This window comes from Ferruginivarius sediminum, assembly GCF_003344765.1.
GTDB lineage: Bacteria > Pseudomonadota > Alphaproteobacteria > Kiloniellales > Rhodovibrionaceae > Ferruginivarius > Ferruginivarius sediminum.
In genome coordinates this window covers 1-21,527 of record NZ_QPMH01000034.1, presented here as the reverse complement: position 1 = coordinate 21,527, position 21,527 = coordinate 1, and the positions used below count along the sequence as shown (strand labels likewise).

At 66.0% G+C, this 21,527-nt stretch carries 22 protein-coding genes; 8 read left to right on the top strand and 14 right to left on the bottom strand.

All coding sequences use genetic code 11. From position 1 onward, the window contains the following. Positions 1 to 311: 311 nt before the first annotated feature. Positions 312 to 638, bottom strand: coding sequence for a DUF3253 domain-containing protein (locus tag DRB17_RS19175; protein WP_114583844.1), 327 nt, complete (start codon positions 636 to 638; stop codon positions 312 to 314). 113 nt (positions 639 to 751) lie between these two features. On the opposite strand from DRB17_RS19175, the gene DRB17_RS19170 reads away from it, so the two are divergent. Beyond that, entirely contained in the window at positions 752 to 1,450 is a 699-nt protein-coding gene (locus DRB17_RS19170) for an NnrU family protein (protein WP_161958899.1), read from the top strand. 16 nt (positions 1,451 to 1,466) lie between these two features. Here DRB17_RS19170 and DRB17_RS19165 read toward each other — a convergent pair whose 3' ends face one another. From DRB17_RS19165 to DRB17_RS20305, 3 genes are all read right to left on the bottom strand, one after another. Continuing rightward, on the bottom strand, positions 1,467 to 1,820 hold the full coding sequence (locus DRB17_RS19165) for a hypothetical protein (RefSeq protein WP_114583842.1): 354 nt from the start codon (positions 1,818 to 1,820) through the stop codon (positions 1,467 to 1,469). A 225-nt stretch (positions 1,821 to 2,045) separates the two neighbouring features. Beyond that, positions 2,046 to 3,257 (bottom strand): argininosuccinate synthase, encoded by a 1,212-nt coding sequence (locus DRB17_RS19160; RefSeq protein ID WP_114583841.1) that lies wholly within the window; start codon positions 3,255 to 3,257, stop codon positions 2,046 to 2,048. A 207-nt stretch (positions 3,258 to 3,464) separates the two neighbouring features. Continuing rightward, entirely contained in the window at positions 3,465 to 4,157 is a 693-nt protein-coding gene (locus DRB17_RS20305; protein WP_153242390.1) for a hypothetical protein, read from the bottom strand. A gap of 236 nt (positions 4,158 to 4,393) precedes the next feature. Here DRB17_RS20305 and DRB17_RS19150 point away from each other — a divergent pair, with 236 nt between their 5' ends. Next, positions 4,394 to 5,605, top strand: coding sequence for an alpha/beta hydrolase (locus DRB17_RS19150; protein ID WP_114583839.1), 1,212 nt, complete (start codon positions 4,394 to 4,396; stop codon positions 5,603 to 5,605). A 21-nt stretch (positions 5,606 to 5,626) separates the two neighbouring features. On the opposite strand, the gene rlmN is transcribed toward DRB17_RS19150, so the two are convergent. Genes rlmN through DRB17_RS19135 form a run of 3 tightly spaced genes read right to left on the bottom strand, consistent with a single transcriptional unit; the run spans position 5,627 to position 7,955 of the window. Further along, positions 5,627 to 6,772: a dual-specificity RNA methyltransferase RlmN gene (gene rlmN, locus DRB17_RS19145; protein WP_114583838.1), complete on the bottom strand. Its 1,146-nt coding sequence runs from the start codon at positions 6,770 to 6,772 to the stop codon at positions 5,627 to 5,629. 43 nt (positions 6,773 to 6,815) lie between these two features. After that, positions 6,816 to 7,355: an invasion associated locus B family protein gene (locus tag DRB17_RS19140; RefSeq protein ID WP_114583837.1), complete on the bottom strand. Its 540-nt coding sequence runs from the start codon at positions 7,353 to 7,355 to the stop codon at positions 6,816 to 6,818. A gap of 24 nt (positions 7,356 to 7,379) precedes the next feature. Beyond that, positions 7,380 to 7,955 carry an RNA methyltransferase gene (locus tag DRB17_RS19135; protein ID WP_114583836.1) on the bottom strand — a complete coding sequence of 192 codons (576 nt, stop codon included), beginning with the start codon at positions 7,953 to 7,955 and terminating at the stop codon, positions 7,380 to 7,382. 145 nt (positions 7,956 to 8,100) lie between these two features. Between DRB17_RS19135 and DRB17_RS19130 the strand changes: the two genes are divergently transcribed. The 3 genes from DRB17_RS19130 to DRB17_RS19120 are packed head-to-tail and all read left to right on the top strand — an operon-like array spanning position 8,101 to position 11,376. Next, on the top strand, positions 8,101 to 9,144 hold the full coding sequence (locus DRB17_RS19130) for an asparaginase (RefSeq protein WP_114583835.1): 1,044 nt from the start codon (positions 8,101 to 8,103) through the stop codon (positions 9,142 to 9,144). After that, positions 9,125 to 10,102 (top strand): NADPH:quinone oxidoreductase family protein, encoded by a 978-nt coding sequence (locus DRB17_RS19125; protein WP_114583834.1) that lies wholly within the window; start codon positions 9,125 to 9,127, stop codon positions 10,100 to 10,102. The genes DRB17_RS19130 and DRB17_RS19125 overlap by 20 nt, the downstream gene beginning before the upstream one ends. An 11-nt stretch (positions 10,103 to 10,113) precedes the next feature. Continuing rightward, entirely contained in the window at positions 10,114 to 11,376 is a 1,263-nt protein-coding gene (locus DRB17_RS19120; protein ID WP_241503904.1) for a class I SAM-dependent methyltransferase, read from the top strand. Here DRB17_RS19120 and DRB17_RS19115 read toward each other — a convergent pair. The 4 genes from DRB17_RS19115 to DRB17_RS19100 form a co-directional block, all read right to left on the bottom strand. Next, the gene (locus tag DRB17_RS19115) at positions 11,355 to 11,861 is read right to left on the bottom strand and encodes a DinB family protein (protein WP_114583832.1); all 507 of its coding nucleotides are present in this window, start codon (positions 11,859 to 11,861) and stop codon (positions 11,355 to 11,357) included. The two genes, DRB17_RS19120 and DRB17_RS19115, sit on opposite strands and share 22 nt — an antisense overlap. Before the next feature lie 421 nt (positions 11,862 to 12,282). After that, positions 12,283 to 13,488, bottom strand: a complete 1,206-nt coding sequence (locus tag DRB17_RS19110; RefSeq protein ID WP_241503903.1) for a pyridoxal phosphate-dependent aminotransferase — start codon at positions 13,486 to 13,488, stop codon at positions 12,283 to 12,285. Between the two features lie 46 nt (positions 13,489 to 13,534). After that, positions 13,535 to 15,328, bottom strand: a complete 1,794-nt coding sequence (locus DRB17_RS19105) for a SulP family inorganic anion transporter (RefSeq protein WP_114583831.1) — start codon at positions 15,326 to 15,328, stop codon at positions 13,535 to 13,537. 162 nt (positions 15,329 to 15,490) lie between these two features. Beyond that, the gene (locus DRB17_RS19100; RefSeq protein ID WP_114583830.1) at positions 15,491 to 17,449 is read right to left on the bottom strand and encodes an acetoacetate--CoA ligase; all 1,959 of its coding nucleotides are present in this window, start codon (positions 17,447 to 17,449) and stop codon (positions 15,491 to 15,493) included. Between the two features lie 180 nt (positions 17,450 to 17,629). On the opposite strand from DRB17_RS19100, the gene DRB17_RS19095 reads away from it, so the two are divergent. Then, positions 17,630 to 18,565: a DMT family transporter gene (locus DRB17_RS19095; RefSeq protein ID WP_114583829.1), complete on the top strand. Its 936-nt coding sequence runs from the start codon at positions 17,630 to 17,632 to the stop codon at positions 18,563 to 18,565. Positions 18,566 to 18,574: 9 nt separating this feature from the next. Here the strand turns inward: DRB17_RS19095 and DRB17_RS19090 are convergent, their stop codons facing one another. Together DRB17_RS19090 and DRB17_RS19085 are read right to left on the bottom strand one after the other, a co-directional pair. Continuing rightward, a complete protein-coding gene (locus DRB17_RS19090; protein ID WP_206607957.1) occupies positions 18,575 to 19,090 on the bottom strand; it encodes a DUF3429 domain-containing protein in 516 nt (171 codons plus the stop codon). Positions 19,091 to 19,154: 64 nt separating this feature from the next. After that, a complete protein-coding gene (locus tag DRB17_RS19085) occupies positions 19,155 to 19,547 on the bottom strand; it encodes a YkvA family protein (RefSeq protein WP_114583828.1) in 393 nt (130 codons plus the stop codon). A gap of 97 nt (positions 19,548 to 19,644) precedes the next feature. Between DRB17_RS19085 and DRB17_RS19080 the strand changes: the two genes are divergently transcribed. Beyond that, positions 19,645 to 20,406, top strand: a complete 762-nt coding sequence (locus DRB17_RS19080) for an SDR family NAD(P)-dependent oxidoreductase (RefSeq protein ID WP_114583827.1) — start codon at positions 19,645 to 19,647, stop codon at positions 20,404 to 20,406. A 20-nt stretch (positions 20,407 to 20,426) separates the two neighbouring features. On the opposite strand, the gene DRB17_RS19075 is transcribed toward DRB17_RS19080, so the two are convergent. Beyond that, on the bottom strand, positions 20,427 to 20,729 hold the full coding sequence (locus DRB17_RS19075) for a 4a-hydroxytetrahydrobiopterin dehydratase (protein WP_114583845.1): 303 nt from the start codon (positions 20,727 to 20,729) through the stop codon (positions 20,427 to 20,429). Positions 20,730 to 20,825: 96 nt separating this feature from the next. Here DRB17_RS19075 and DRB17_RS19070 point away from each other — a divergent pair, with 96 nt between their 5' ends. Beyond that, entirely contained in the window at positions 20,826 to 21,248 is a 423-nt protein-coding gene (locus tag DRB17_RS19070; protein WP_114583826.1) for a metallopeptidase family protein, read from the top strand. Positions 21,249 to 21,527 lie beyond the last annotated feature (279 nt).

Below are 21,527 nucleotides of genomic sequence, written 5' to 3'. Positions count from 1 at the left end.
TCGCCATTGTCGCCGTCATGCGCAAGATGATCACCATCCTCAACGCCATGCTTCGCGACAACACGCCCTGGCAGCCAAAAGCGGCATGATGAAAGACAGTTGCTCACCCCGACCCTCTCCCCCGACGCGGGGGAGAGGGAGCGATAAGTGCGCCGGTCTTCGAACCCGGCAAATCAAGGTGCGGTGTAGCCGTATCGCCGCGATTGTCGTCCCTTCTCCCTCACGTTGGGGAAGAAGGACAGAATGAGGGGAATCCCCGGCGCCTTACGGGACACGCAGCCGTCGACCCCCGCCGGGCACATCTTCCGGCGTCAACCCTGGTCCGCCTCACCAGCCGGCAGGGCAAGCCGGACGACGCCCTTGATCGGGACGTTCGGGTCGACCGGCTGTCCGCGCCGCAGGATGGCGATGCGGCCCTGCCGCGCGAGGTTCTTCGCCTGCTGGCGCACGGCCGGGAGATAGCGGCGCCAGAGGTCGGGCGGGTCCTTGGGCTTGCGCCTTGCCTCGGCGAAGCTTCGCGCCGCCTCGGTGGGGCAGATCGACTTGCCGGGACCGCGCGCCTCGACCAGCCGCAGGATTTCGCCCGCGATGGGGTCGCTGTCCTCGGTACGCTTCGGAAACGTTTCATCCTGTGTCATGGCGTGGTAGATCGCATGTCATGGTGGCGACGGCAAGGCGCATCTGGTCTTGCCGGGGCGGGCCACCGAAGGGCGGATTTACGAGGATTCGCGTTCGACCACTTGCGAGAGCCATGCTGGGAAACCTGAACGCCCTGTTCGCCGCCACCGTCCTTTTCGTGGGCGGCCATTTCCTGTTGTCCAGCCAGCAGTTTCGCGATCCGGCCATCAAGTGGCTGGGTAACCAAGGTTTTGTTACCGTCTATTCGCTGGCCGTGACGGGCGCGTTGCTGTGGATGGCGGCTGCTTATGCCGAGGCACCCTTCGTGCCGGTCTGGAGTCCGCCGATCGCGCTGCGCTGGGTGCCGAACGTCCTGATGCCCATCGCCTCCATCCTATTGGTCGCCGGCCTCACCACCCGCAGCCCGACGATGGTCGGCGGCGACAGGCATGGCTTCGGCCCCGAGGACCCGGCGCCCGGCATCCTGCGCATCACCCGCCACCCCTTCCTGTGGGCAACGACGCTATGGTCCGTCGGCCACCTGGCGGCGAACGGCGACGCGGCCAGCATCATCCTGTTCGGCGGCATCCTGGTCCTCTCGGTGGGCGGCATGCGCCACATCGACCAGAAGCGGGAGCGCGCGCTGGGCGCGGCCTGGGGGCCGGTGGCGCTGACCACCTCCGTCATTCCGTTCCAGGCCATCATTACAAGGCGCACGCGCTTCGACTGGAAGGGCATCGGTTTCTGGCGGCCCATCGCCGGCATCGCCCTTTACGCCGCGCTGCTGCACCTGCACCCGCTGCTGTTCGGCGTCTCCGCGCTGCCCGTGTGAAGCAGGGGCCCGCGGCTTACGCCCCCGCCAAAGGCAGGCTGTCGATCGCCTTGCGCATCAGCCGCTGATAGTACGGCTGCGGCGCCAGATAGCGGGCGTAGAGACGGCCGTCCTTGATGGCGAGGACGACGCCGCTGGTCGGCACCTCGACGGTTTCGCCGTCGATGGGCAGCAGGAAGGAAAAGTGGAAGCGCTGCCGCGCGATCAGGTCGCCGCGATAGTCGTCGATGACAAGCTTGCGGCGATCCAGGGCGCTAAGTGCGTAGACGCCGGAATCGATCCGCACGCTGGCTTCCGGCTGCGCGGCGGGCTGGCCCCCGGCCGGCGCATCCTTCGAATCGCGGTTCTTCCGTATGGCGAGCAGGTTCATGTCCGCTGCGACTCCCTTTATCGGGGCGCGATGCTAAGTCTACAAGATTAACAAGGGCTTGAAGGCCACCGTTGATGTGACTCCTAACATCACTGGCTGAAGTTCCGCAAATACGTACCGTGGCATCGAAAACGACGCGGCCCCGGCGCGAGGTGCCGCGCCGGGGCCGTAAAGGAAGTGTCGAGTTGGTCCGCTTCGCGGCTCGCCCGCGAACGGCCGCCGCGTCTAGCCGTGCGCCTGCTTCAACAGGCGCAGCCGCAGGGCGTTCAGCTTGATGAAGCCCTCGGCGTCGCGCTGGTCGTAGACTGTGTCCTCCTCGAAGGTGACGTGCTCCTCTGAATAAAGCGAGTTGTGGGAGCGGCGGCCCTCGACGATGACGTTGCCCTTGTAGAGCTTGAGCCGCACGGTGCCGTTCACCGTCTCCTGGCTCTTGTCGATCAGCGCCTGCAGCATCTCGCGCTCTGGCGACCACCAGAAGCCGTTGTAGATCAGCTCGGCATAGCGCGGCATCAGCTCGTCCTTCAGGTGGGCGGCGCCGCGGTCGATGGTGATCGATTCGATGGCGCGGTGCGCCTCCAGCAGGATGGTCCCGCCGGGCGTCTCGTAGACGCCGCGCGATTTCATCCCGACGAAGCGGTTCTCCACGATGTCGATGCGGCCGATGCCGTTGTCGCCCGCCAGCTCGTTCAGCCGGGTCAGCAGCGCGGCCGGCGACAGGTGCTGGCCATTTACCGCGACCGGATCGCCCTTCTCGAAGTCGATGGTGACGACGGTCGGCTCGTCGGGCGCCTGCTCCGGCGCGACGGAGCGGGAGTAGACGTACTCCGGCGCGGTTTCCCAGGGATCCTCCAGCACCTTCCCCTCGGCGGAGATGTGCAGCAGGTTGGCGTCCACCGAGAACGGCGCCTCGCCGCGCTTGTCCTTGGCGATGGGGATCTGATGCTTCTCGGCGAAGTCGATCAGCTTGGTGCGGCTGTTCAGGTCCCACTCGCGCCAGGGGGCGATGACCTTGATGTGCGGCTCCAGCGCGTAGTAGCCAAGCTCGAAGCGCACCTGGTCGTTGCCCTTGCCGGTGGCGCCGTGACACACGGCGTCCGCCCCGGTCTCCCGCGCGATCTCGATCTGGCGCTTGGCGATCAGTGGCCGCGCGATCGAGGTGCCCAGCAGATATATGCCCTCATAGACGGCGTTCGCGCGGAACATCGGGAAGACGTAGTCGCGGACGAATTCCTCGCGCAGGTCGTCGATGTAGATGTTCTGCGGCTTGATGCCCAGCATCTCGGCCTTCTTGCGGGCCGGCTCCAGCTCCTCGCCCTGGCCCAGGTCGGCCGTGAAGGTGACCACCTCGCAGTTGTAGGTTTCCTGCAGCCACTTGAGGATGACCGAGGTGTCGAGACCGCCGGAATAGGCGAGCACGACCTTTTTCACGTCGCTCATGAGAAACTCGCTTGCGCCTGATTGTTGCAGACATCGTCAAGGTGCTCGGGGGCCGAGACAGGGCGCGAGTATAGGGATCACGACCGCCGGGACAAGGGAGCGGAACGCCATTCGCAGCCGCAATCGGGCGCGATGAAGAACGTTCGGGTATGCCGGGCGAGCCGATGAATATGCGAGGATTGGCACGGTCGATTCGACAGGTGGCGCTCAACCGCCGCCGCCGTCTTCCGGTCCCTCGATGCCCATTTCCTCCAGGACTTCTTTCAGCCTTTCGACGATTTTCTGCGCCGCGTCCTCGTCTTCCGGTCCGACGGTAATAAAGAAAGTCGGATCCGGCCGTTCCGCATCCAGCTTTATGAGTTCGAAGGCATCTTCGCGAAGTTTGTTTGCATGGGCGCGAAAGTCTTCCTCGTCGATTGCGCGGTTCAGGAAAGCAACGCAGTTGTAGTACATGCCGTCGCGATAAAACTGCAGGCCCTGCGAACGGCGAAGCAGCGGGGCGACGGCGGAGGAGAACGTCGTTGCCACGGCCAGGCTGCCCTGCCCCTCGGCCTGCTCCGCCGGGGTCTCGACCGCGGCCTCCAATGCCGCCGCGAAGGAATCCGAGATCGACCGGGCGACGTCCGGGGGCGGTTCCGGGCAGAATTCGCCCGTCCGTCCGACACCGCCCTCGGTATTCAGCTTGACCAGAACGGTGCGGTGCGAGGCCGTCGTTGCCAGCGTCCCGACACGTTCCTGCCCGGTGAGGGTCCCGCCGACGTAATCCTCGATGACCGGATTTTCCTTCCGGTCGGAAAACCATGAAAAGCCGCAGCCGCCCAGGGACGCGCCAATTACGCAAACAACGGCGATTCGAGCCGCGACGCGCGGCTGGTTCGTAATGTTTTTCAGTTTGGCCATGTCCCTTTCTCCAGTGCCGCGGGGCGGATGAAATCGCTTGAACAATAAAGACGAGGAACACTCTCCATATTAACCATCCGATGGCAAATTAATGTTAAAATATTTTAATCAATGGATGCCGAGCATTCTTTATCATCAATAGCTACGTCTTTCGTGCTTAAAGCCTATTGCTACAAAGAACGAATTCTTGCGATTTCGCGCGGGCCGACCCTCGAATAGCTCAGGGAATTCGAAAGATGGTCGAAGTTTATTTCGCGACGAACCGGAATGAGCGGGAGGGCTTCGGCAACGGCTTCGGTAACCGCTTTCACCACGACGGACCGCACTTCTATCGCGTCGGCTGGGCCGAGGTGGAATTCACGGACCTGAAGAAGACCCGTGGCGGCAAGGATTGGGATACGCTCAAGAGCGACTGGAGCGCGTTCCACGTGGACTACTGGCTCTACCCCGAGACGCGCCCCGAGCCGGAGACTGTCGGCCCGCGCGAGCTTCCGGAGATGCACCGGAAGATCTCCGAGAACGAGCTACCCGGAAGCCGGCGCATGTTCGGCGATATCCAGGCGAGCGTGGCGCAGGCGAAGGGTGATGTTCTGGTCTACTTGCACGGTTTCGCCAACAGCTTCACCGGCTCCCTGGCCCGGGCCGCGCAGCTCAAGCTGCTCTACCGGAAACACCCCGTGGCCGAAGCGCCGGACGGACCGCCGAAGCTTGGCGATGAAGGTCGGGAGCCGGTCGTGTTCGCCTTCTCCTGGCCTTCCGACGGCAAGGTGCAGCCGCCGTGGAAATACGCCTCGGACCGGGAGGACGCCGCGTTTTCGGGCGTGGCCATGGCGCGCGCCCTGATGCGTCTGGTGGACTTCCTGAAGGCCAACGAAGAGCGCTGCGACTTCCGCATCAACCTGGTGGCCCACTCGATGGGCAACTGGGCGCTGCGCCACGCCCTGCTCGGCTTCAGAGCATTGCAGGACGGGCGGCAGTTGCCGCGTCTGTTCGAGAACGTGTTCCTGATGGCGGCCGACGAAGACGAGGATGCGCTGGAATGCTCCGACAAGCTTGGCCTGCTGCTGGAGGTGGGGAAGTTTATCCATGTCTATCACCATGCCGGCGACGACGTCCTGGCGATCAGCGATACGACGAAGGGCAACGTCGACCGCCTCGGCTCGAACGGTCCGCGCAACATGAGCCTGGCGCCAGGCCGCGTGGTTGCGGTGGATTGCGGATTGGTCGGGGAGATTCCGATTTCGACCCTGGTCGACGGCGACCACCAGTACTATCGGCTCCGCCCGGAAGTCCTGGACGACGTCCGGCATGTGCTGGCGGGAATCAAGCCGGACCGCATCGCGATGCGCGAGGTGGTGCAGCCCGGCCGCAGCTATCGCATCAAGCCTGCCGCCGCCCCGCGGCGCAGGAGCGGAGCGCCCGCGCCGCAGCGGCGGGGCGGGCGATAGTCGCGAGCGGTCAAACGGGAGCTATTCCGCAGCCGGTTGTGCTGCGGCGTCGCGCGCGGCCTTCTTCTGCCGCTGCGACTCCGAGCGAAGCTGTCCACAGGCCGCCAGGATATCCTGACCGCGCGGCGTGCGGACCGGGGCCGAATAGCCGGCCTCGTAAAGGAGGTCGGAGAAGCGCTGGATCGCCTCCGGCGTCGAGCACTCGAACTCCGAGCCGGGCCAGGGATTGAAGGGGATCAGGTTCACCTTGGCCGGGATGTCCCGCAAAAGGCGCGCAAGCTCGCGCGCGTCGGCCGGGCTGTCGTTCACGCCTTTCAGCATGACGTATTCGAAGGTGATGCGCCGCGCGTTGTTGATGCCCGGATAAGCCCGGCAAGCCTTCAACAGCTCGGCAATCGGATACTTCTTGTTCAGCGGTACCAGATGGTCGCGCACCTCGTCCGTCACGGCATGGAGCGAGACGGCAAGGTTGACGCCCAGCTCCTCACCGCATCGTTGCATCATCGGAACGACGCCGGAGGTGGAGAGCGTGATGCGCCGGCGCGAGAAGCCCAGCCCCTCCGCGTCCATCGCGATGCGCAGCGCCTTCGCCACCTCGTCGTAGTTATAGAGCGGCTCGCCCATGCCCATCATGACGATGTTGGTGAGCAGCCGGCCCTCTTTCGGACTTGGCCACTCGCCAAGGGAATCGCGCGCCAGCATGATCTGGCCCAGGATCTCGCCAGCGGACAGGTTGCGCACCAGCCGCTGCGTGCCAGTGTGGCAGAACCGGCAGGTCAGCGTGCAGCCGACCTGGGAGGAAACGCAGAGCGTGCCGCGATCCTCTTCGGGGATATAGACCGCCTCGACCTCCTGCAGGTCGCGCAGGCGCAGGAGCCACTTCCGCGTACCGTCGTGGGAGTGCTGCTCCGTCTTCACCACCAGGCGGGCGGCCGTGCAGCTTTCGCCCAGCCGCGCGCGGAACGCCTTCGCAAGAGAACTCATCTCCGCGAAGTCTTCCGCGCCGTGCTGGTAGATCCAGTGCCAGAGTTGCTTGGCGCGGAATTTCGGCTCGCCGAGATCCTGGACGAGCGCCGCCATCTCTCCCCGGTCGAGACCGACGAGGCGGTGGCGGCCGCCCTTGCTGTCCGGCGGCGCGAAGGCGTGAGAGTGAGCCTGCTGCGTCATACCCGCTAGATAACCCCGCGGGGCCCGGCGAACAAGGTGCGGCTTATTCGCTACAGGCGTTGCCGATCGCCTCGTGCGCCCTGGTGAAGCCGATCAGGGAGTAGGTGTCGGTCGTGTCGGTGCCCCTGGACGACGTTCCCTTCACCATCATCTGCCGGCCCTTGATCATCGACTGGACCAGGGCCTGATCCGTCTGCTTGTCGGGCGCCCAGGCAGTGTCCTTATGGGTGAACAGCGTGAAGGACTTGCCGTCGATATCGACGGTGACCCGGCTGTCCTTCTTGAAGGGATAGCCGATCACGAAGCTGACCACGTCGCGCGTCCCCTGCTTCGGACGATGCGTGATCATGGCGTAGACGTCGCCGCGCTTCTCGTAGTCGCCTTCCTCCTTGCGCGGCTCGCTGGCCATATAGCAGACCTTGCCGCCGTCCTCCTGATAGGCGAACGCACGCCAGTTGTCGTAGGTGCCCAGGCGGCGGATATCCTGCGCCTCGGCCGTTCCCGCCAGCGACAGCACGCCGACGGCGACAACGGTGGCAAGGGCAAGCAACAAACGAAATTTCACGGTCCGGACTTCCGTCATGACGGGCCTCTGTTCGCGACTCCTTCACTCACCGGCGGATCGGCCGCCGCCGGCAGTCTGTTCCGGCGACTTCGACGGATTGCGTATCACCTGGCCGCCGCGCACATGCTCGGCCATCGGGTCGGGCCTTGCACGGGGATTGACCGGGCGCCGCGCGAATCGACCGAGGCTGACAATACGGTCATACATCACGATGGCGCCGGCAACGCCGACGTTGACGCAGAACTTTGTCGGAATCTTGACCACAGCCTCGCAGCGCGCCGACAGCTCGGGGCTGAGACTGCCCTTCTCCGGGCCCAGGACATAGGCCGCCGCCACGGGATGGCGGAAGCTGGGCAGCTCCTGCGACTCCTCGGTGAACTCGATCCCGACGAGCTGGCAACCACGCGGCAGCGTCAATTCCTCCACCGAATCGAAGTTGTACAGCGGCAGGTGCTGCGCGGCGTCCGAGGTATCCGACAGCGCCACGTCGCGCGCCTGGAACGTCGGCGCGATGGTGAAGAAGAAACTGGCGTCGAAGGCATGCGCCGAACGCAGCAAGTTGCCCAGGTTCATGGGCTTGCTGATACCTTCGACACCTATTCCGAAATAACCTCTCATCGCGGGCGGAACCTTGCACGGGCCCCGCCGTCAAGGCAAGGTTGTTCAGCCTGCCACGCGGCGGTATTTCAAAGAAAAGGCTGTCCTCGCACGCACGCGGCGGAATGCGCGGACGCCGCAACGGACACAGAACCGAACCAATCGAATGCACGCCAATCCAATCCTAGCCGAGGTCACCCGCGGCGACACCGTCGAAAGCTGGCACCGCGGCTCGTTCGCCGTGGTCGACACCGAGGGGCGCGTCGTCCTGTCCGCCGGCGATGTGGAGGCCGCCGTGTTCCCGCGCTCGGCCATCAAGCCGCTGCAGGCGCTGGCGTTGGTCGAGACGGGGGCGGCGGACGCGTTCCATCTCGACGATTCGGAACTCGCGCTTGCCTGCGCCAGCCACAACGGCGAGGCCGTCCACGTCGACGCGGTCGAGCAGTGGCTGGCGCGCATCGGCTGTACCGGCGGCGACCTGGAATGCGGCGTGCAGCTTCCAGGCGACACGAAGGCGCTGCGGGAGCTTCTCTCGGCGGGCGGCCGGGAGCGGCGGGCGCACAACAACTGTTCGGGCAAGCACGCCGGGTTCCTGACCGTGGCCCGGCACCTCGGTCATCCCACGCAGGGCTACACCCGGTTCACGCATCCGGTGCAACAGCGCATCCTGGGCCTGCTGGAGCAGATGACCGGCCTTGACGACCTGGCGGTCCAGCCGCGCGGCATCGACGGCTGCGGCATCCCGACCATCGCCGTGCCGCTGGGCAACCTGGCGCTGGCGATGGCGCGTTTCGCGGACCCAGGCGACCAGCCGGAGCACCGGCAGCATGCCTGCGCGCGCATCCGCCATGCCATGGCCGCGCGGCCCTATCTCGTTGCCGGCAACGCCCGCTTCTGCACGAAGATCATGGAGGTCACCGGCGAGCGCGCCCTGGTGAAGACCGGTGCCGAAGGCGTCTACTGCGCCGCCTTCCCCCACCTGGGCCTGGGACTGGCGCTGAAGATCGACGACGGGGCGACCCGCGCCGCCGAGGTCGCGCTGGGCCGCTTGCTGCGCCGGCTCGAAATCCTTGGCGAGGATGAGGCGCGGCGGCTTGCCGATACGCTGCAACCGCCGGTGTTGAACAGGGCCGGCGAACGGGTCGGCGTCGTTCGCCCGGCAAGGGATTTCCCGATCCAGGAGGTGACAGGTGCGCGCGGTTCTGTGTGACGACTATCAGGGGATCGACGCGCTGCGCATCGGTGATGTCGACCTGCCGGCGCCCGGTCCGGGCGAGGTCGCGATCGACGTCGCGGCGGCGGGCGTCAATTTCGCCGACACGCTGATCGTTGCCGGCAAGTATCAGGAAAAGCCGCAGACGCCCTTCAGTCCCGGCTTCGAGATCGCGGGCACGGTGACGGCCGTCGGCAAAGGCGTCTCGCACGTGGGTGTGGGCGAGCGTGTCATGGCCATCCTGGGCAAGGGGGGCTATGCCGAATCCGCGATCGCACCGGGCGACGCCGTGTTCCCGATTCCGGAGACGCTGGACTTCGTCTCCGCCGCGGGCTTCCCCATCACCTATGGAACCGCCCATGCCGCGCTGGTCTGGCGGGCGGGCCTGAAGGCGGGAGAGACGCTGGTGGTGCACGGCGCGGCCGGCGGTGTCGGCCTGGCCGCCGTCGAGGTCGGCAAGGCATTGGGCGCGCATGTCATCGCGACCGCCGGCGGACCCGAGAAGCTTGAAGTCGCGCGCCGGCACGGCGCCGACGAGGCGATCGACTACCGCGAGGAGGACGTGCGCGCCCGCATCAAGGCGCTGACGGACGGGGCCGGAGCCGACGTGGTCTTCGATCCCGTGGGCGGCAAGGTGTTCGAGGCTTCGCTGCGCAGCACCGCGTGGTGCGGGCGCATCGTCGTCATCGGCTTCGCCAGCGGCGAGGTGCCCTCCGTGCCGGCCAATATCCTTCTAGTGAAGAACATCTCGGTCATGGGCCTGTATTGGGGCTCGTACTGGAAGCATGCGCCCGACCTTCTGCACAAGGAGTTCGAGGCGTTGTTCCGCTGGTACGAGGCCGGCTCGCTGCACCCGCACGTCTCACACACCTTCGCTCTTGGCGACGCCCAGGACGCCATGCGCATGCTGCAAAGCCGCAAGGCGACCGGCAAGGTCGTCCTTTCCATCGCCTAGGAATGCCAACCGTGGACGGCACAAGTGACGCGGACGACCGGGACCCCGTGCTGGCGCAGTACGAGGCCTACCCGTACCCCTCACGCGATCCGAAGGACGAGAAGACGCGGCTGATCGAAGGCTCGCCAAGCCACCTGGACGAGATCCGCCATTACCTGTTCGGTGGCCGTCTGGACGTCACCGCGGACTTTCGCGCCCTCGTCGCCGGCGGCGGCACGGGCGACGCCGCGATCATGCTGGCCCAGCAGCTTTCCGACGCCGGCGGCGGCGAGGTGGTCTACGTCGACCTCTCCCGCAAGGCGCGCGAGATCGCGGAGGCGCGGGCGGCGGCGCGGGGCCTTTCGAATATCGCGTTCCACACCGGCTCGCTGCTCGACCTGCCGGAGATGGACCTCGGCGCCTTCGACTACATCGACTGCTGCGGCGTTCTGCACCATCTGGAGGACCCGGCCGCCGGCGCGATGGCTCTGCGGCGGGTTCTGAAGGACGGTGGCGGCATCGGGTTGATGGTCTATGCCCCGTTCGGCCGCACCGGCGTCTACGAGATGCAGGCGATGCTGCGCACCCTGGGCGGCGACCTGCCGCTGGCGCAGCGCGTCGCGCAGGCGCGGCGGCTGTGGGACAAGCTGCCGCAGACGAACTGGCTGAAACGTAATCCCTTCGTCGGGGATCACAAACGCAGCGATGCCGAGTTGGTCGATCTGTTCCTGCACGCGCGCGACCGCCCCTATACGGTGCCTGAAGTCGCCGGTCTGCTGGACGGTGCCGACCTGCGCCCGGCGGCTTTCGTCGAGCCGCTGCGCTACGACCCGGCGACCTACATGAAGGATCCGGCGCTGCTGAAGCCGCTGGCGGATCTGGACCCCGTGGGCCGCGCCGCGTTCGCGGAGCGGCTTGCCGGAAACATGAAGAAACACATCGTCTACGCGGTTCCGAAGGGCCGCGCCGACACCGTCGCCGCAATCGAGGACGACACTGTCGTTCCGGTGCCAAGCGGCCTGGACCCGCGCAAGGCTGCCCAGGGAATGGGGCCGAACCCGCTGCTGAAAGCGAATTTCGACGGCCAGCCGCTGCGCCTGCCCTTGCCCCGTCTTGCCGGCCCGCTTCTCGTGCGGATCGATGGCGAGCGCAGCCTGGGCGAGATCGTCGCCGGCGTCATGGCGCAGGATTCGACGCTGGAGGCCAAGCGGGTCGAGGCGCAATTCGCGGAAACGTTCCGGGCCTTCAACGGTATCAACCGGATGTTCCTGCGCTATCCCACCTCGCGCATGTAATAGACGTAGTCCAGCGGCGGCGGTGCGATGCCCGCGTCCTTGATGAGGGCATGGGCCTGTCCGCGATGATGGGTCTGGTGGTTGAAAAGGTGGGCCAGCAGACGGTGAAGCGGATCGGCGAAGGCTTCACCCTTGCTGTTCTTGTAGGCCACCGTCCGCTCCAGGTCGGCGGAATCCAGTTCCCCCACGAACCGCCGGATTCGCGCGTCCTCGGCCTCGCGGGCCGCGCGGAGTTCCGACAGCTTGTCATGCACGATCGCGTTGAGCGCCAGACCCGCGGGCGGCAAATGCTCGAAGCGGTCCATCCAGATCCGGTCGGCGACGAGGACGTGGTTCAGGGTACCCAGGATCGAATCGAAGAAGGCCGCCGGCCGGTTCGCCGTGATCGCCTCGCTGGGCAATTCCGCGACCGCTTCGTAGAGCCGCGCGTTCGCCCAGGCATTATAGTCCGCAAAGGTCACGAAATGAGCGACAAAGCCCGACATTGTGTCCTCCCCAAAATGCGCCGGACAATTGTTCCGGGGACGTAGCAAAAAAAGCGCCGCCGGGACAGACCCAGCGGCGCAAAAAGATGCGTGCGTGATATCCAACTTTGGAGGAGCCAGCCACCCGGCGAAACCCCGGGCCGGATCGAAACTCGTGAGATCCATGACTGACTACAACTTGGGAGATAGTCACGCACCGGGCATGGCGCAAGTCGGATCGAGGTCGAAGAGGCCCAAGCTAAGCGTGAGATCAGTAAAACTTTCGTGATAAAGGATCGGCGCTCAAGCCGATTACATCTGACGCGTGCAAAACATCCGTGGCCACTTCACCGAATAGACTACAAAAGTATCAATTTTAGCGCGATTTTTCTTTGGATTTATTCGCCTACCTTCGCCGTAGCCGTATTCTCGTGATTTCACGTCAGGACAGCGCCGGCTCAAGCCGGTCCATCGCCGCCGAAAGACGTTCGGTCGAGCTGGCGAAACACAGGCGCAGGAACCCTTCCCCGCCACGGCCGAAAGCCGCGCCCGGAGCCAGGCCGACCCCGGTCTCGCGCAGGATCTGCTTGGCGAAGCCCAGGCTGTCCGCCACGCCCTCGACAGCGAAAAAGGCGTAGAACGATGCGCGCGGGCACGCCATCGTGACCCTTGGCATCGCCGCAAGGCGCTGATGCACGACGTCCGCCCCGTGCCGGCAACGTTCCACCATCTCATGGACGAATCGCTCGCCGTCGCGGATGGCGGTCAGCGCGCCTTCCTGCAGGAACGGCGGAGCGCCCGAGGTGTTGAACTCGATCAGGTTGTCGATAACGGGGCGCAGCGACGGCGGATGCACCAGCCAACCCAGGCGCCATCCGGTCATCGCCCAGGCCTTCGAGAAGGAATTGACGACGAACACCGGGTCTTCCGGCGCAATCAATTCCTGGAACGATGGCGCCGTCGGGCGGTCATAGACGAAACGGTGATAGACCTCGTCGGCAATGAGCCAGATGCCGCGCCGCCGGCACAGCTCCAGGATGGCCTGCTGCTCCTCGCGCTCCAGCATCCAGCCGGTCGGGTTCGAGGGCGAGGCGATGAACATGGCACGGGTCCTGTTGCCGCATGCCGCCTCCAGGACATCCATATCCAGCCGGAAATCGCCCTCGGCGGTCGCGCGCAAGGGCACTTCCACGACGTTCGCGCCGTTGACCCGCGCCGCGGCAAGCGCGTTCGGCCAAACCGGCGTGAGCGCAAGCACCTCGTCGCCCGACCGCACGATCGCCTGCATGATAAGCTGGATCGCGTTCATGCCGGCGGAGGTGACCGAGATCCGCTCGTCCGAAAGCCGGGCGCCGTATAGACGGTGGGTATAGTCCGCGATGGCCGCGCGAAGTTCGGGCAGGCCGCGTTTATGGGTGTAGAAGGTCTTGCCGTCCTTCAACGCCCGCGTCGCCGCCTCGCAGATGAAATCCGGCGTCGGCAGGTCCCCTTCCCCGACCCACAGCGGGATCAGGTCGTCGCGTCCGAAGCCAAGCTCCCAGACCTCGACGATCTTGGAGGCTTCCAGCGTTTCGGCTTCGGGGCGCAGGGGCAGGGGCGATTGCGGCATGGCGACACTCTCCGACTGGTCACGGGCGTGGTTCGTCATCGCAAACCCCGCCGCCGCAAGCAAGGCCTCCGCGCAACCGGAAGGGTTATCCTTGCGGTCCTGCGGCCTTTTGGTGACGATGGGCGGAGGTTGCGGGACCCGAGGAACCCGCGCTTGCCTGGACCTCGCCGCTTTCACCCTCTGCCAGTATGTCCTTCGCACGCGCCAGTGCCGCGTCGATGTTCGGCACCATGCGCCGCCGGTTGAAACCCATGCGAAGCAGAGCACGGCGCGGCTGCGGCTGGACGGCTGTCAGCAGCACCTCCGTCCCGTGCTTTCGGCAGCGATCGATGAACTCGCCCAGCGCGTGGGCGCCAGAGGCATCAACCATCGGTACGTGGCGCATACGCACGATGAACACCCGCGGCGGCTTTCGCAGGCTGTCGAGGACATGCTGCAGCCGCGTCGCGACGCCGAAGAAGAACGGACCGTTGATCTGGAAGACCTCAACGCCGGCCGGCAGCTCCTCCTGGATATGCCGGGGCAACTCGGGATGGCCCGGCGCGTCGGCGACGTCGCGCTGCATGATCTCCTGGCCGACCTCGACCTCGGTCACCTCGCTCATCCGGCGCATGAACAGCAGCGCGGCCAGCACGATGCCGACCTCGATGGCGAGCGTCAGGTCGGCCAGCACAGTCAGGCCGAAGGTCACCAGCAGGACCATGGCGTCCCCGCGCGGCGCGCGCAGCAGGCGGGCGAAGTGCTGGATCTCGCTCATGTTCCAGGCGACGATGACAAGCACGGCCGCCAGGCTGGCCAGTGGCACGTAGACCAGCACCTCCGCCAGCAGCAGCATGAAGACCAGCAAAAAGACCGCGTGAAGGATGCCCGCAACCGGCGTGCGCCCGCCCGACTTGATGTTCGTCACGGTGCGCGCGATGGCGCCCGTGGCCGGCAGGCCGCCGAAGGCCGCCGAGGTCAGGTTGGCAAGCCCCTGTCCCAGCAGCTCCCCGTTGGAGCGGTGGCGGCCACCGGTCAGCCCGTCCGCGATCACGGCCGACAGCAGCGACTCGATCCCCGCCAGGAAGGCGATGGTCAGTGCGTCGGGGAAGAGATCGACCAGCCTGGCCAGCGTCACCTCCGGCATTGCCGGGGCCGGCAGCATCCGCGGCAGCTCGCCGAAACGACTGCCAATGGTCTCCACCGGCAGGTCGAAGCCAAGGGTGATCCCTGTGCCAAGGGCGACCGCGATCAAAAAGGCGGGCCAGCGCGGGCGGTAGCGGCGCGCCAGCAGGATGGCGGCCAGCGTCGCGCCGGAGACGGCAACCGCCGCCGGCTGCCAGTGCGCGGCGGCACCGGCGTAGGCCTCCCACTTGGCAAGGAAGTCGCCGGGTACATCGGTCAACCCCAGGCCGAACAGCTCCGAGATCTGGCTGGAGAAGATGATCAGCGCGATTCCGGCGGTGAAGCCGGTCACGACCGGATAGGGGATGAACTTGATAACCGTGCCGAGGCGGGCGAAGGCGAAGATCGTCAGCAGGATGCCGGCCATCGCCGTCGCCAGGATCAGGCCATCCACGCCATGTCGCTCGATCACCGAATAGACGACCACGACGAAGGCGCCGGTCGGACCGCCGATCTGGAAGCGGCTGCCGCCGAAGGCCGAGATCATGAAGCCGGCGACGACGGCGGTGACAAGGCCCCGGTCGGGCGTGGTCCCGGACGCGATCGCCAGCGCCATCGCAAGCGGCAGCGCCACGATGGCGACCGAAAGCCCGGCCAGGGTGTCGCGGCGCAGGTCGCCGGCGCCGTAGCCTTCCTTCAGGCAGGTGACCAGCTTTGGCAGAAAGATAGCCCAGCCCGGCTGGTCGGGCCGGACTTCCTTGGCTCGGCGGGCCATGCAGAGGATATCCGTATGCTGAACAGGTGGGACGCCCCACCGCACTGCGGTAGCGCGTTCGGCATCGCAGCATAGCGCAGGCCCTCGAAACGCAGCCGCGCGTATTACTTTTGTCCGCTATGCGTCAGGCGGATAGCAGGCGATCGCGATGATATGCGGCTGTCAGGCTTGCAATTCCGGCCGGTCGCGGAAGTGATCCAGCGCCTCCGGGTTGGCCAGCGCTTCCTTGTTCTTGATCTGGCGGCCATGGACGACATCGCGCACGGCGAGTTCCACGATCTTGCCCGAGCGCGTGCGCGGAATGTCTGGCACCTGCAGCACCTTGGCCGGCACATGGCGCGGCGAGGCGCCCTTGCGGATGCTCTGCTTGATCCGGTCGACCAGTTCGTCGGACAGCTCCAGGCCGTTCTTCAGGCGGACGAACAGCACCACGCGCTGGTCGTCGCCGACATCCTGGCCGATCACGATGGCTTCCTCGATCTCCTCCAGCTTCTCCACCTGACGGTAGATCTCGGCCGTGCCGATGCGCACGCCGCCGGGATTGAGCGTGGCGTCCGAGCGGCCGTAGATGATGATACCGTCGTTCTCTGTCAGGGCGGCGAAGTCGCCGTGGTGCCAGATGCCGGGGTAGTCGGCGAAGTAGGCGTTGTGGAAGCGCTCGCCGCCGGGGTCGTTCCAGAACCTCACCGGCATGCAGGGGAAGGGCTTCTTGCAGACCAGTTCGCCCTTCTCGCCGCGCACGGAGCGTCCCTGGTCGTCGAAGATGTCAACGTCCATCCCAAGGCCCCGAACCTGGATCTCGCCGCGATAGACCGGGCCGATCGGGTTGCCGAGCACGAAACAGGAGACGATGTCGGTGCCGCCGGAGATGGAGGAGAGGCAGATGTCCTGCTTCACGTTGTTGTAGACGACATCGAACCCCTCGGCCAGCAGCGGCGAGCCGGTCGAGGTCATCGTGCGAACGCTGGACAGGTCGAACTCGTCGATGGGTCGGGCGCCCTGGTTGCCCAGCGTGTCGATGAACTTCGCCGAGGTGCCGAACATGGTTATCCGCTCCGCCTCGGCATAGCGGAACAGGATGCGCCAGTCGGGGTGGAACGGCGAACCGTCGTAGAGCATGACCGTCGCGTTCGCGGCCAGGGCGCTGACGATCCAGTTCCACATCATCCAGCCGCAGGTGGTGAAGTAGAACGCCCGGTCGCCCGGCTGCACGTCGGTGTGAAGCTGATGCTCCTTCAGGTGCTGCAACAGCGTACCGCCGGCGCCGTGGACGATGCACTTGGGCTTCCCGGTCGTGCCGGAGGAGAACATGATGTAGAGCGGGTGGTTGAACGGCATCTGCGCGAACTCGATCCCGCCGCCGGGCTGCCGCGCCTCGAAGGCGTCCAGCCGCTCCGCGTTCGCCAGCGCGGACGCGTCGCCGTCGCCGGCGTAGTTCACCAGCAGGATCTTCTCCAGCGTCGGAAGCTGTTCGGCCACCGCCGCCACGTTCGCCGTCACGTCGCGCACCTTGCCGTTGTAGTGGTAGGCGTCGACGGCAAAGAGCACCTTGGGCTCGATCTGGCCGAAGCGGTCGAGCACGCCCTGGACCCCGAAGTCGGGCGAGCAGGAGGAGAAGATCGCGCCGATCGAGGCCGTCGCCAGCATGGCGATGATCGTCTCCGGCATGTTCGGCAGATAGGCGGCCACGCGGTCGCCTTCCTTGACGCCAAGCTCACGAAGGCCCTGGGCGACGCGGGCGACACGCTCGTAAAGCTCGTCGTGCGAGAGGCGGCGCTTCACCTTGTCCTCGCCCCAGAACACGACGGCGTCGCCGGCGCCGCGCTGGCGCAGCAGGTTTTGCGCGAAATTCAGCCTGGCGTCCGGAAAGAACGCCGCGCCCGGCATCTTGTCGAAGTCCTGGATCACGGTCTCGCCGCGCGTCTCGGCGATGACCCCGCAGAAGTCCCAGATCGACAGCCAGAACTTCTCCATCGAGGCCTGGTCCCGGCGCGACCACTCCCAAAGGTCGCGATACTCGCGGCAGGCGACGCCGTGGTCCCTTTCGACCTGCTTCATGAAGGCGGTCAGCCTGGCGTTTTCGATCCGCTCCCTGGACGGCTGCCACATCGGCGCGGTCATCGGCGTTTCCTCTTGTTGCGTATTCCGGATCTGCTGGCGGTTCGCGCGCAAGCTAGCTCACGGACAGGCCGCCCGACAAGGCAGCCCTGAAACCCGGTATGCAGCCTCTTCCCACCATGCAACGGAGATGTGCGCGGAACCCGCTGGTACTGCACTGTATGCGGCGATAGCTTTGGCGCCATGTCGATCAGGACCGCCTTCGCCGAGCGATTCGGCGCAATCTCGGCCCCGGTGCGGGGCGCCATCATGATGACCGGCGCGGCCTTCGGCTTCTCGTTGATGGCGGGGCTGATCCGCTTTGCGTCCGAGAGCCTGGAGCCTCTCCAGGTCGTCTTCTTCCGGAACTTCTTCGCCCTGCTTTTCATGCTGCCGTGGCTGACGAGCGCGGGGGTGAGCGGGCTGCGCACGCAGCACTTCGGCCTGCATCTGCTGCGCGCCGTCGTCGGGCTGGTCTCGATGGGCCTGTGGTTCACCTCCATCGCCTTGTTGCCGCTGGCCCAGGCGGTGTCGCTGAACTTCACGGTGCCGCTGTTCACCACGGCGGGCGCCGCCTTGGTGCTTGGCGAGGTGGTCCGGGCCCGGCGCTGGACCGCGACCGTCATCGGGTTCCTGGGCGTGCTGGTGATCGTGCGCCCGGGAATGCAGGAAGTCTCCCCGGTGACGATGCTGCCGATCCTGGCGGCGCTGACGATGGCCGCCGCCGTGATGATGGTGAAGACGCTGTCGAGGACCGAGGACGCCAACGCGATGGTGTTCTACATGAACTTTTTCCTGGCACCGCTGAGCCTGATTCCGGCGCTCTTCGTCTGGCGCTGGCCGGATTGGCAGACGTTGGTCGCGATGGCCGGCGTCGGCCTGATCGCGGTGCTGTCCCACATCCTGGTGGCGCGCTCGTTCAAGCTGGCGGATGCCTCGGCCATCGTGCCGTTCCAGTATGCCCGCCTGCCGTTCACGGCGCTGGTGGGTTTCCTGTTCTTCGCCGAAATCCCGGACGTCTGGACCTTCGTCGGGGCGGGCATTATCGCCGCGGCCGCCATCTATATCGCGCACCGGGAAGCCCAGGTCGCCCGAAGCGACGCGGCGGCCGGCGCGGCGCGAGAGGAAAGCATGCGCTGAGCGCTGCCTTCAGGGCATGGGTGCGCGCCAGATCACGCGCAACAGCATCGCGCCCAGGCTGGCGATCACGATCGCCGTCAGCGGACGACGCAGGCGCAGGTACCATGCCGGCACCAACCCGGACCGTGCTGCCCGCACGTCGCCGAAAAACACGGCCGCGAACGCCAGGATCTGCGCCGTCAGCGCGACCACCGGATACATCAGCAGCGAAATCCAGGCGACGAGCGCCGGCGCCACGGACCAGCCCAGGCGGCTCCACGTGCAGGCCGCGCGCGCATCTCCGCCGGTGCCCGTCCCGGCAAGCGCCAGTCCCCAGTGCACCGCGCCGAGGAAGCTCAGGATCGTCGCGCCGTAGCGGATCTGGAACTCGAAGGCATAGCTGTTCCACGGCGGGGCGAGAAGCCACGCGGCCACCGCACAGGCCACGAACGGGATCAACCCGGCGTAACCGTAAACCGATGCCGCAAGCGGCACGCCGCCGGCCGCGCCCCGGCCCTGGGCGTGCATTCCGCTGTTCACCGCCATCTTTCGATCCTGAATCGGAAAGCGCTAACGTCGAACTGGAGCGGTTGACGCACGGGGAAAGCCGTCAGGCCGCTTCGTCGTCGCCGCGAAGCTGCGCCATCGCATCCCTGGCCCGCTCGCGATGTGCCGGGCGCACGTACTGGGAGACCTTCCGGTAAGCGGCGGCCAGCACGGCGGCGTCGTCGGCGAAGCCAAAGACCGTCAGCACGTCCGGCACCATATCGACCGGCAGGATGAAATAGGCCAGCGCGCCCATGAGAATGGCCTTCACCTGGACCGGCGTATCCGGATCGATGGCGCAGTAATAGGCCGCCACCGCATCCTCGACGAAGGAGATGCGGCCCAGCGTATGCCGGACCTTGCCCCAGAAGCCGTCCTGGACGCGCGCCTTGTCGCGCTCGAACTTGCCGGGCTCGTAACGGGTGACGCGCTGGGCGGTCTCTTCGTAATCGGCCATGGGGAAATTATGGGTGCGGCATAAGATACGTGCAATGGCCGCCGCGCACGGAGTCTGCTATAGACGCCCGGCCTTGAGGGAAAACGGAGAGATCGACATGGACGTGAAGGGACACGCGGCACTTATCACCGGCGGCGGCTCGGGCCTGGGCGCGGAGACCGGACGCGTGCTTGCCAGGGCCGGCGCGAAGGTCGCGTTGCTGGACGTCAACATGGACGGCGCCCGCGCCGTGGCCGAGGAGATCGGTGGCACGGCGATCGAATGCGACGTCTCGGATGCCAATAGCGCGGAGAACGCCATCGCAAGCGCGCGCGAGGCGCACGGCCCGGCGCGCGTCCTGGTGAACTGCGCGGGCGTCGCGCCCGCCAAGAAGATCGTCGGCCGCAAGGGGCCGATGCCGCTCGACGACTTCCGCAAGGTGGTCGAGATCAACATGATCGGCAGCTTCAACATGCTGCGCCTCGCCGCCGCCGACATGCTGGAGCTGGACGAGCTGGAGGATGGCGAGCGTGGCCTTGTCGTCTCCACCGCCTCCATCGCCGCGACCGAGGGCCAGATCGGCCAGGTCGCCTATGGTGCCTCGAAGGCCGGCGTCATGGGCATGATGCTGCCCGCCGCGCGCGAGTTCGCGGAGAAGGGCATCCGGGTGATGACCATCGCGCCGGGCCTGATCGGCACGCCGATGCTGCTCAACATGCCGCAGGAGGTGCAGGACAGCCTGGCCAGTCAGGTGCCGTTCCCGCACCGCTTCGGCCGGCCGGACGAGTATGCCCGGCTGGTGCTGCACATCTGCGAGAACGTCATGCTGAACGCCGACACCATCCGCCTCGACGGCGCGATGCGCATGCAGGCGAAATAGCCTGCGGAGCAACCCTGTCTTTAGGACAGGAACGGGGCGGCGAAGCGGTCGATCTTGCCGGCAAGGTCGATGTCGCGCTGGCTCAACCCGCCGACGTCATGGCTGGAAAGCGTGATGTCGACGCGGTTGTAGACATTGAACCATTCGGGGTGGTGATCCATCTTTTCGGCAGCCAGCGCGACGCGCGACATGAAACCGAAGGCCTGGCTGAAGGTCTTGAAGGTGAACGATTTTTGGATGGCGTCACGTCCCTCGACGGGCGTCCAGCCATCCAGGTTCTTGAGGGCTTGCTCGCGCTCCGCTTCGCTCAGCTTCCCGGCCATAATGCTTGCCTCCATGTCGCGGTACCTCTAGGCATAGCTGGCAGCCTGCGTCACGACGGTCAAGCAAGCCGACGAAAATCTTGGTACACTAACTCCATGGCACAGCTTCACGACATCGACCGTTTCACCACGCCGCCCGACATCGCCGATGTCGAGGCCCTTGCGCGCGAGGCCATGGCCTTCGTTCCGCCCGAGCTTCGCCGCTGGGCGGCGGAGGTCATCGTCAAGGTGGAAGACTTCCCCGACGAGGACACGATGGACGAAATGGGCCTGGAGACACCCTTCGACCTGCTCGGCCTCTATCGCGGCGTCGATCTGATGCGGAAGTCCGTCCTGGACTCCCCGCAGGAAGTCGACATCATCCACATCTACCGGCGGCCCATCCTCGACTACTGGTGCGAGACGGGAGAAGACCTGCGCGACCTCGTGCGCCATGTGATCGTGCACGAAATCGGCCACCACTTCGGCTTCTCCGACGAGGAGATGGAGCGCATCGAACAGGGCGTCTCGCCACGCTAATTGCCGCCCGCGGTTTTCCCGTCCCCACGTTCCAGGGATACCCACCGGAATGCGGTTGCTTTCTTATGTCTCCCCTGCAGGGACCTTTGCGATACGGTTATTTGCGGCGAGGAGTTTGACGAGGGCCGGTTTGGCCGGTCCGCGTGGCGGGTTTTTTTGTCGGATTGGCGGGATAGGGGGCTTTTTTATCGGATTGCGGAGGGAGTCCGGGTGTGGTTACGGCGGGCTGAGCGCCACCCAGCGGCGCATGTTGAAGGCGATGGCGGCCAGGGTGACCTG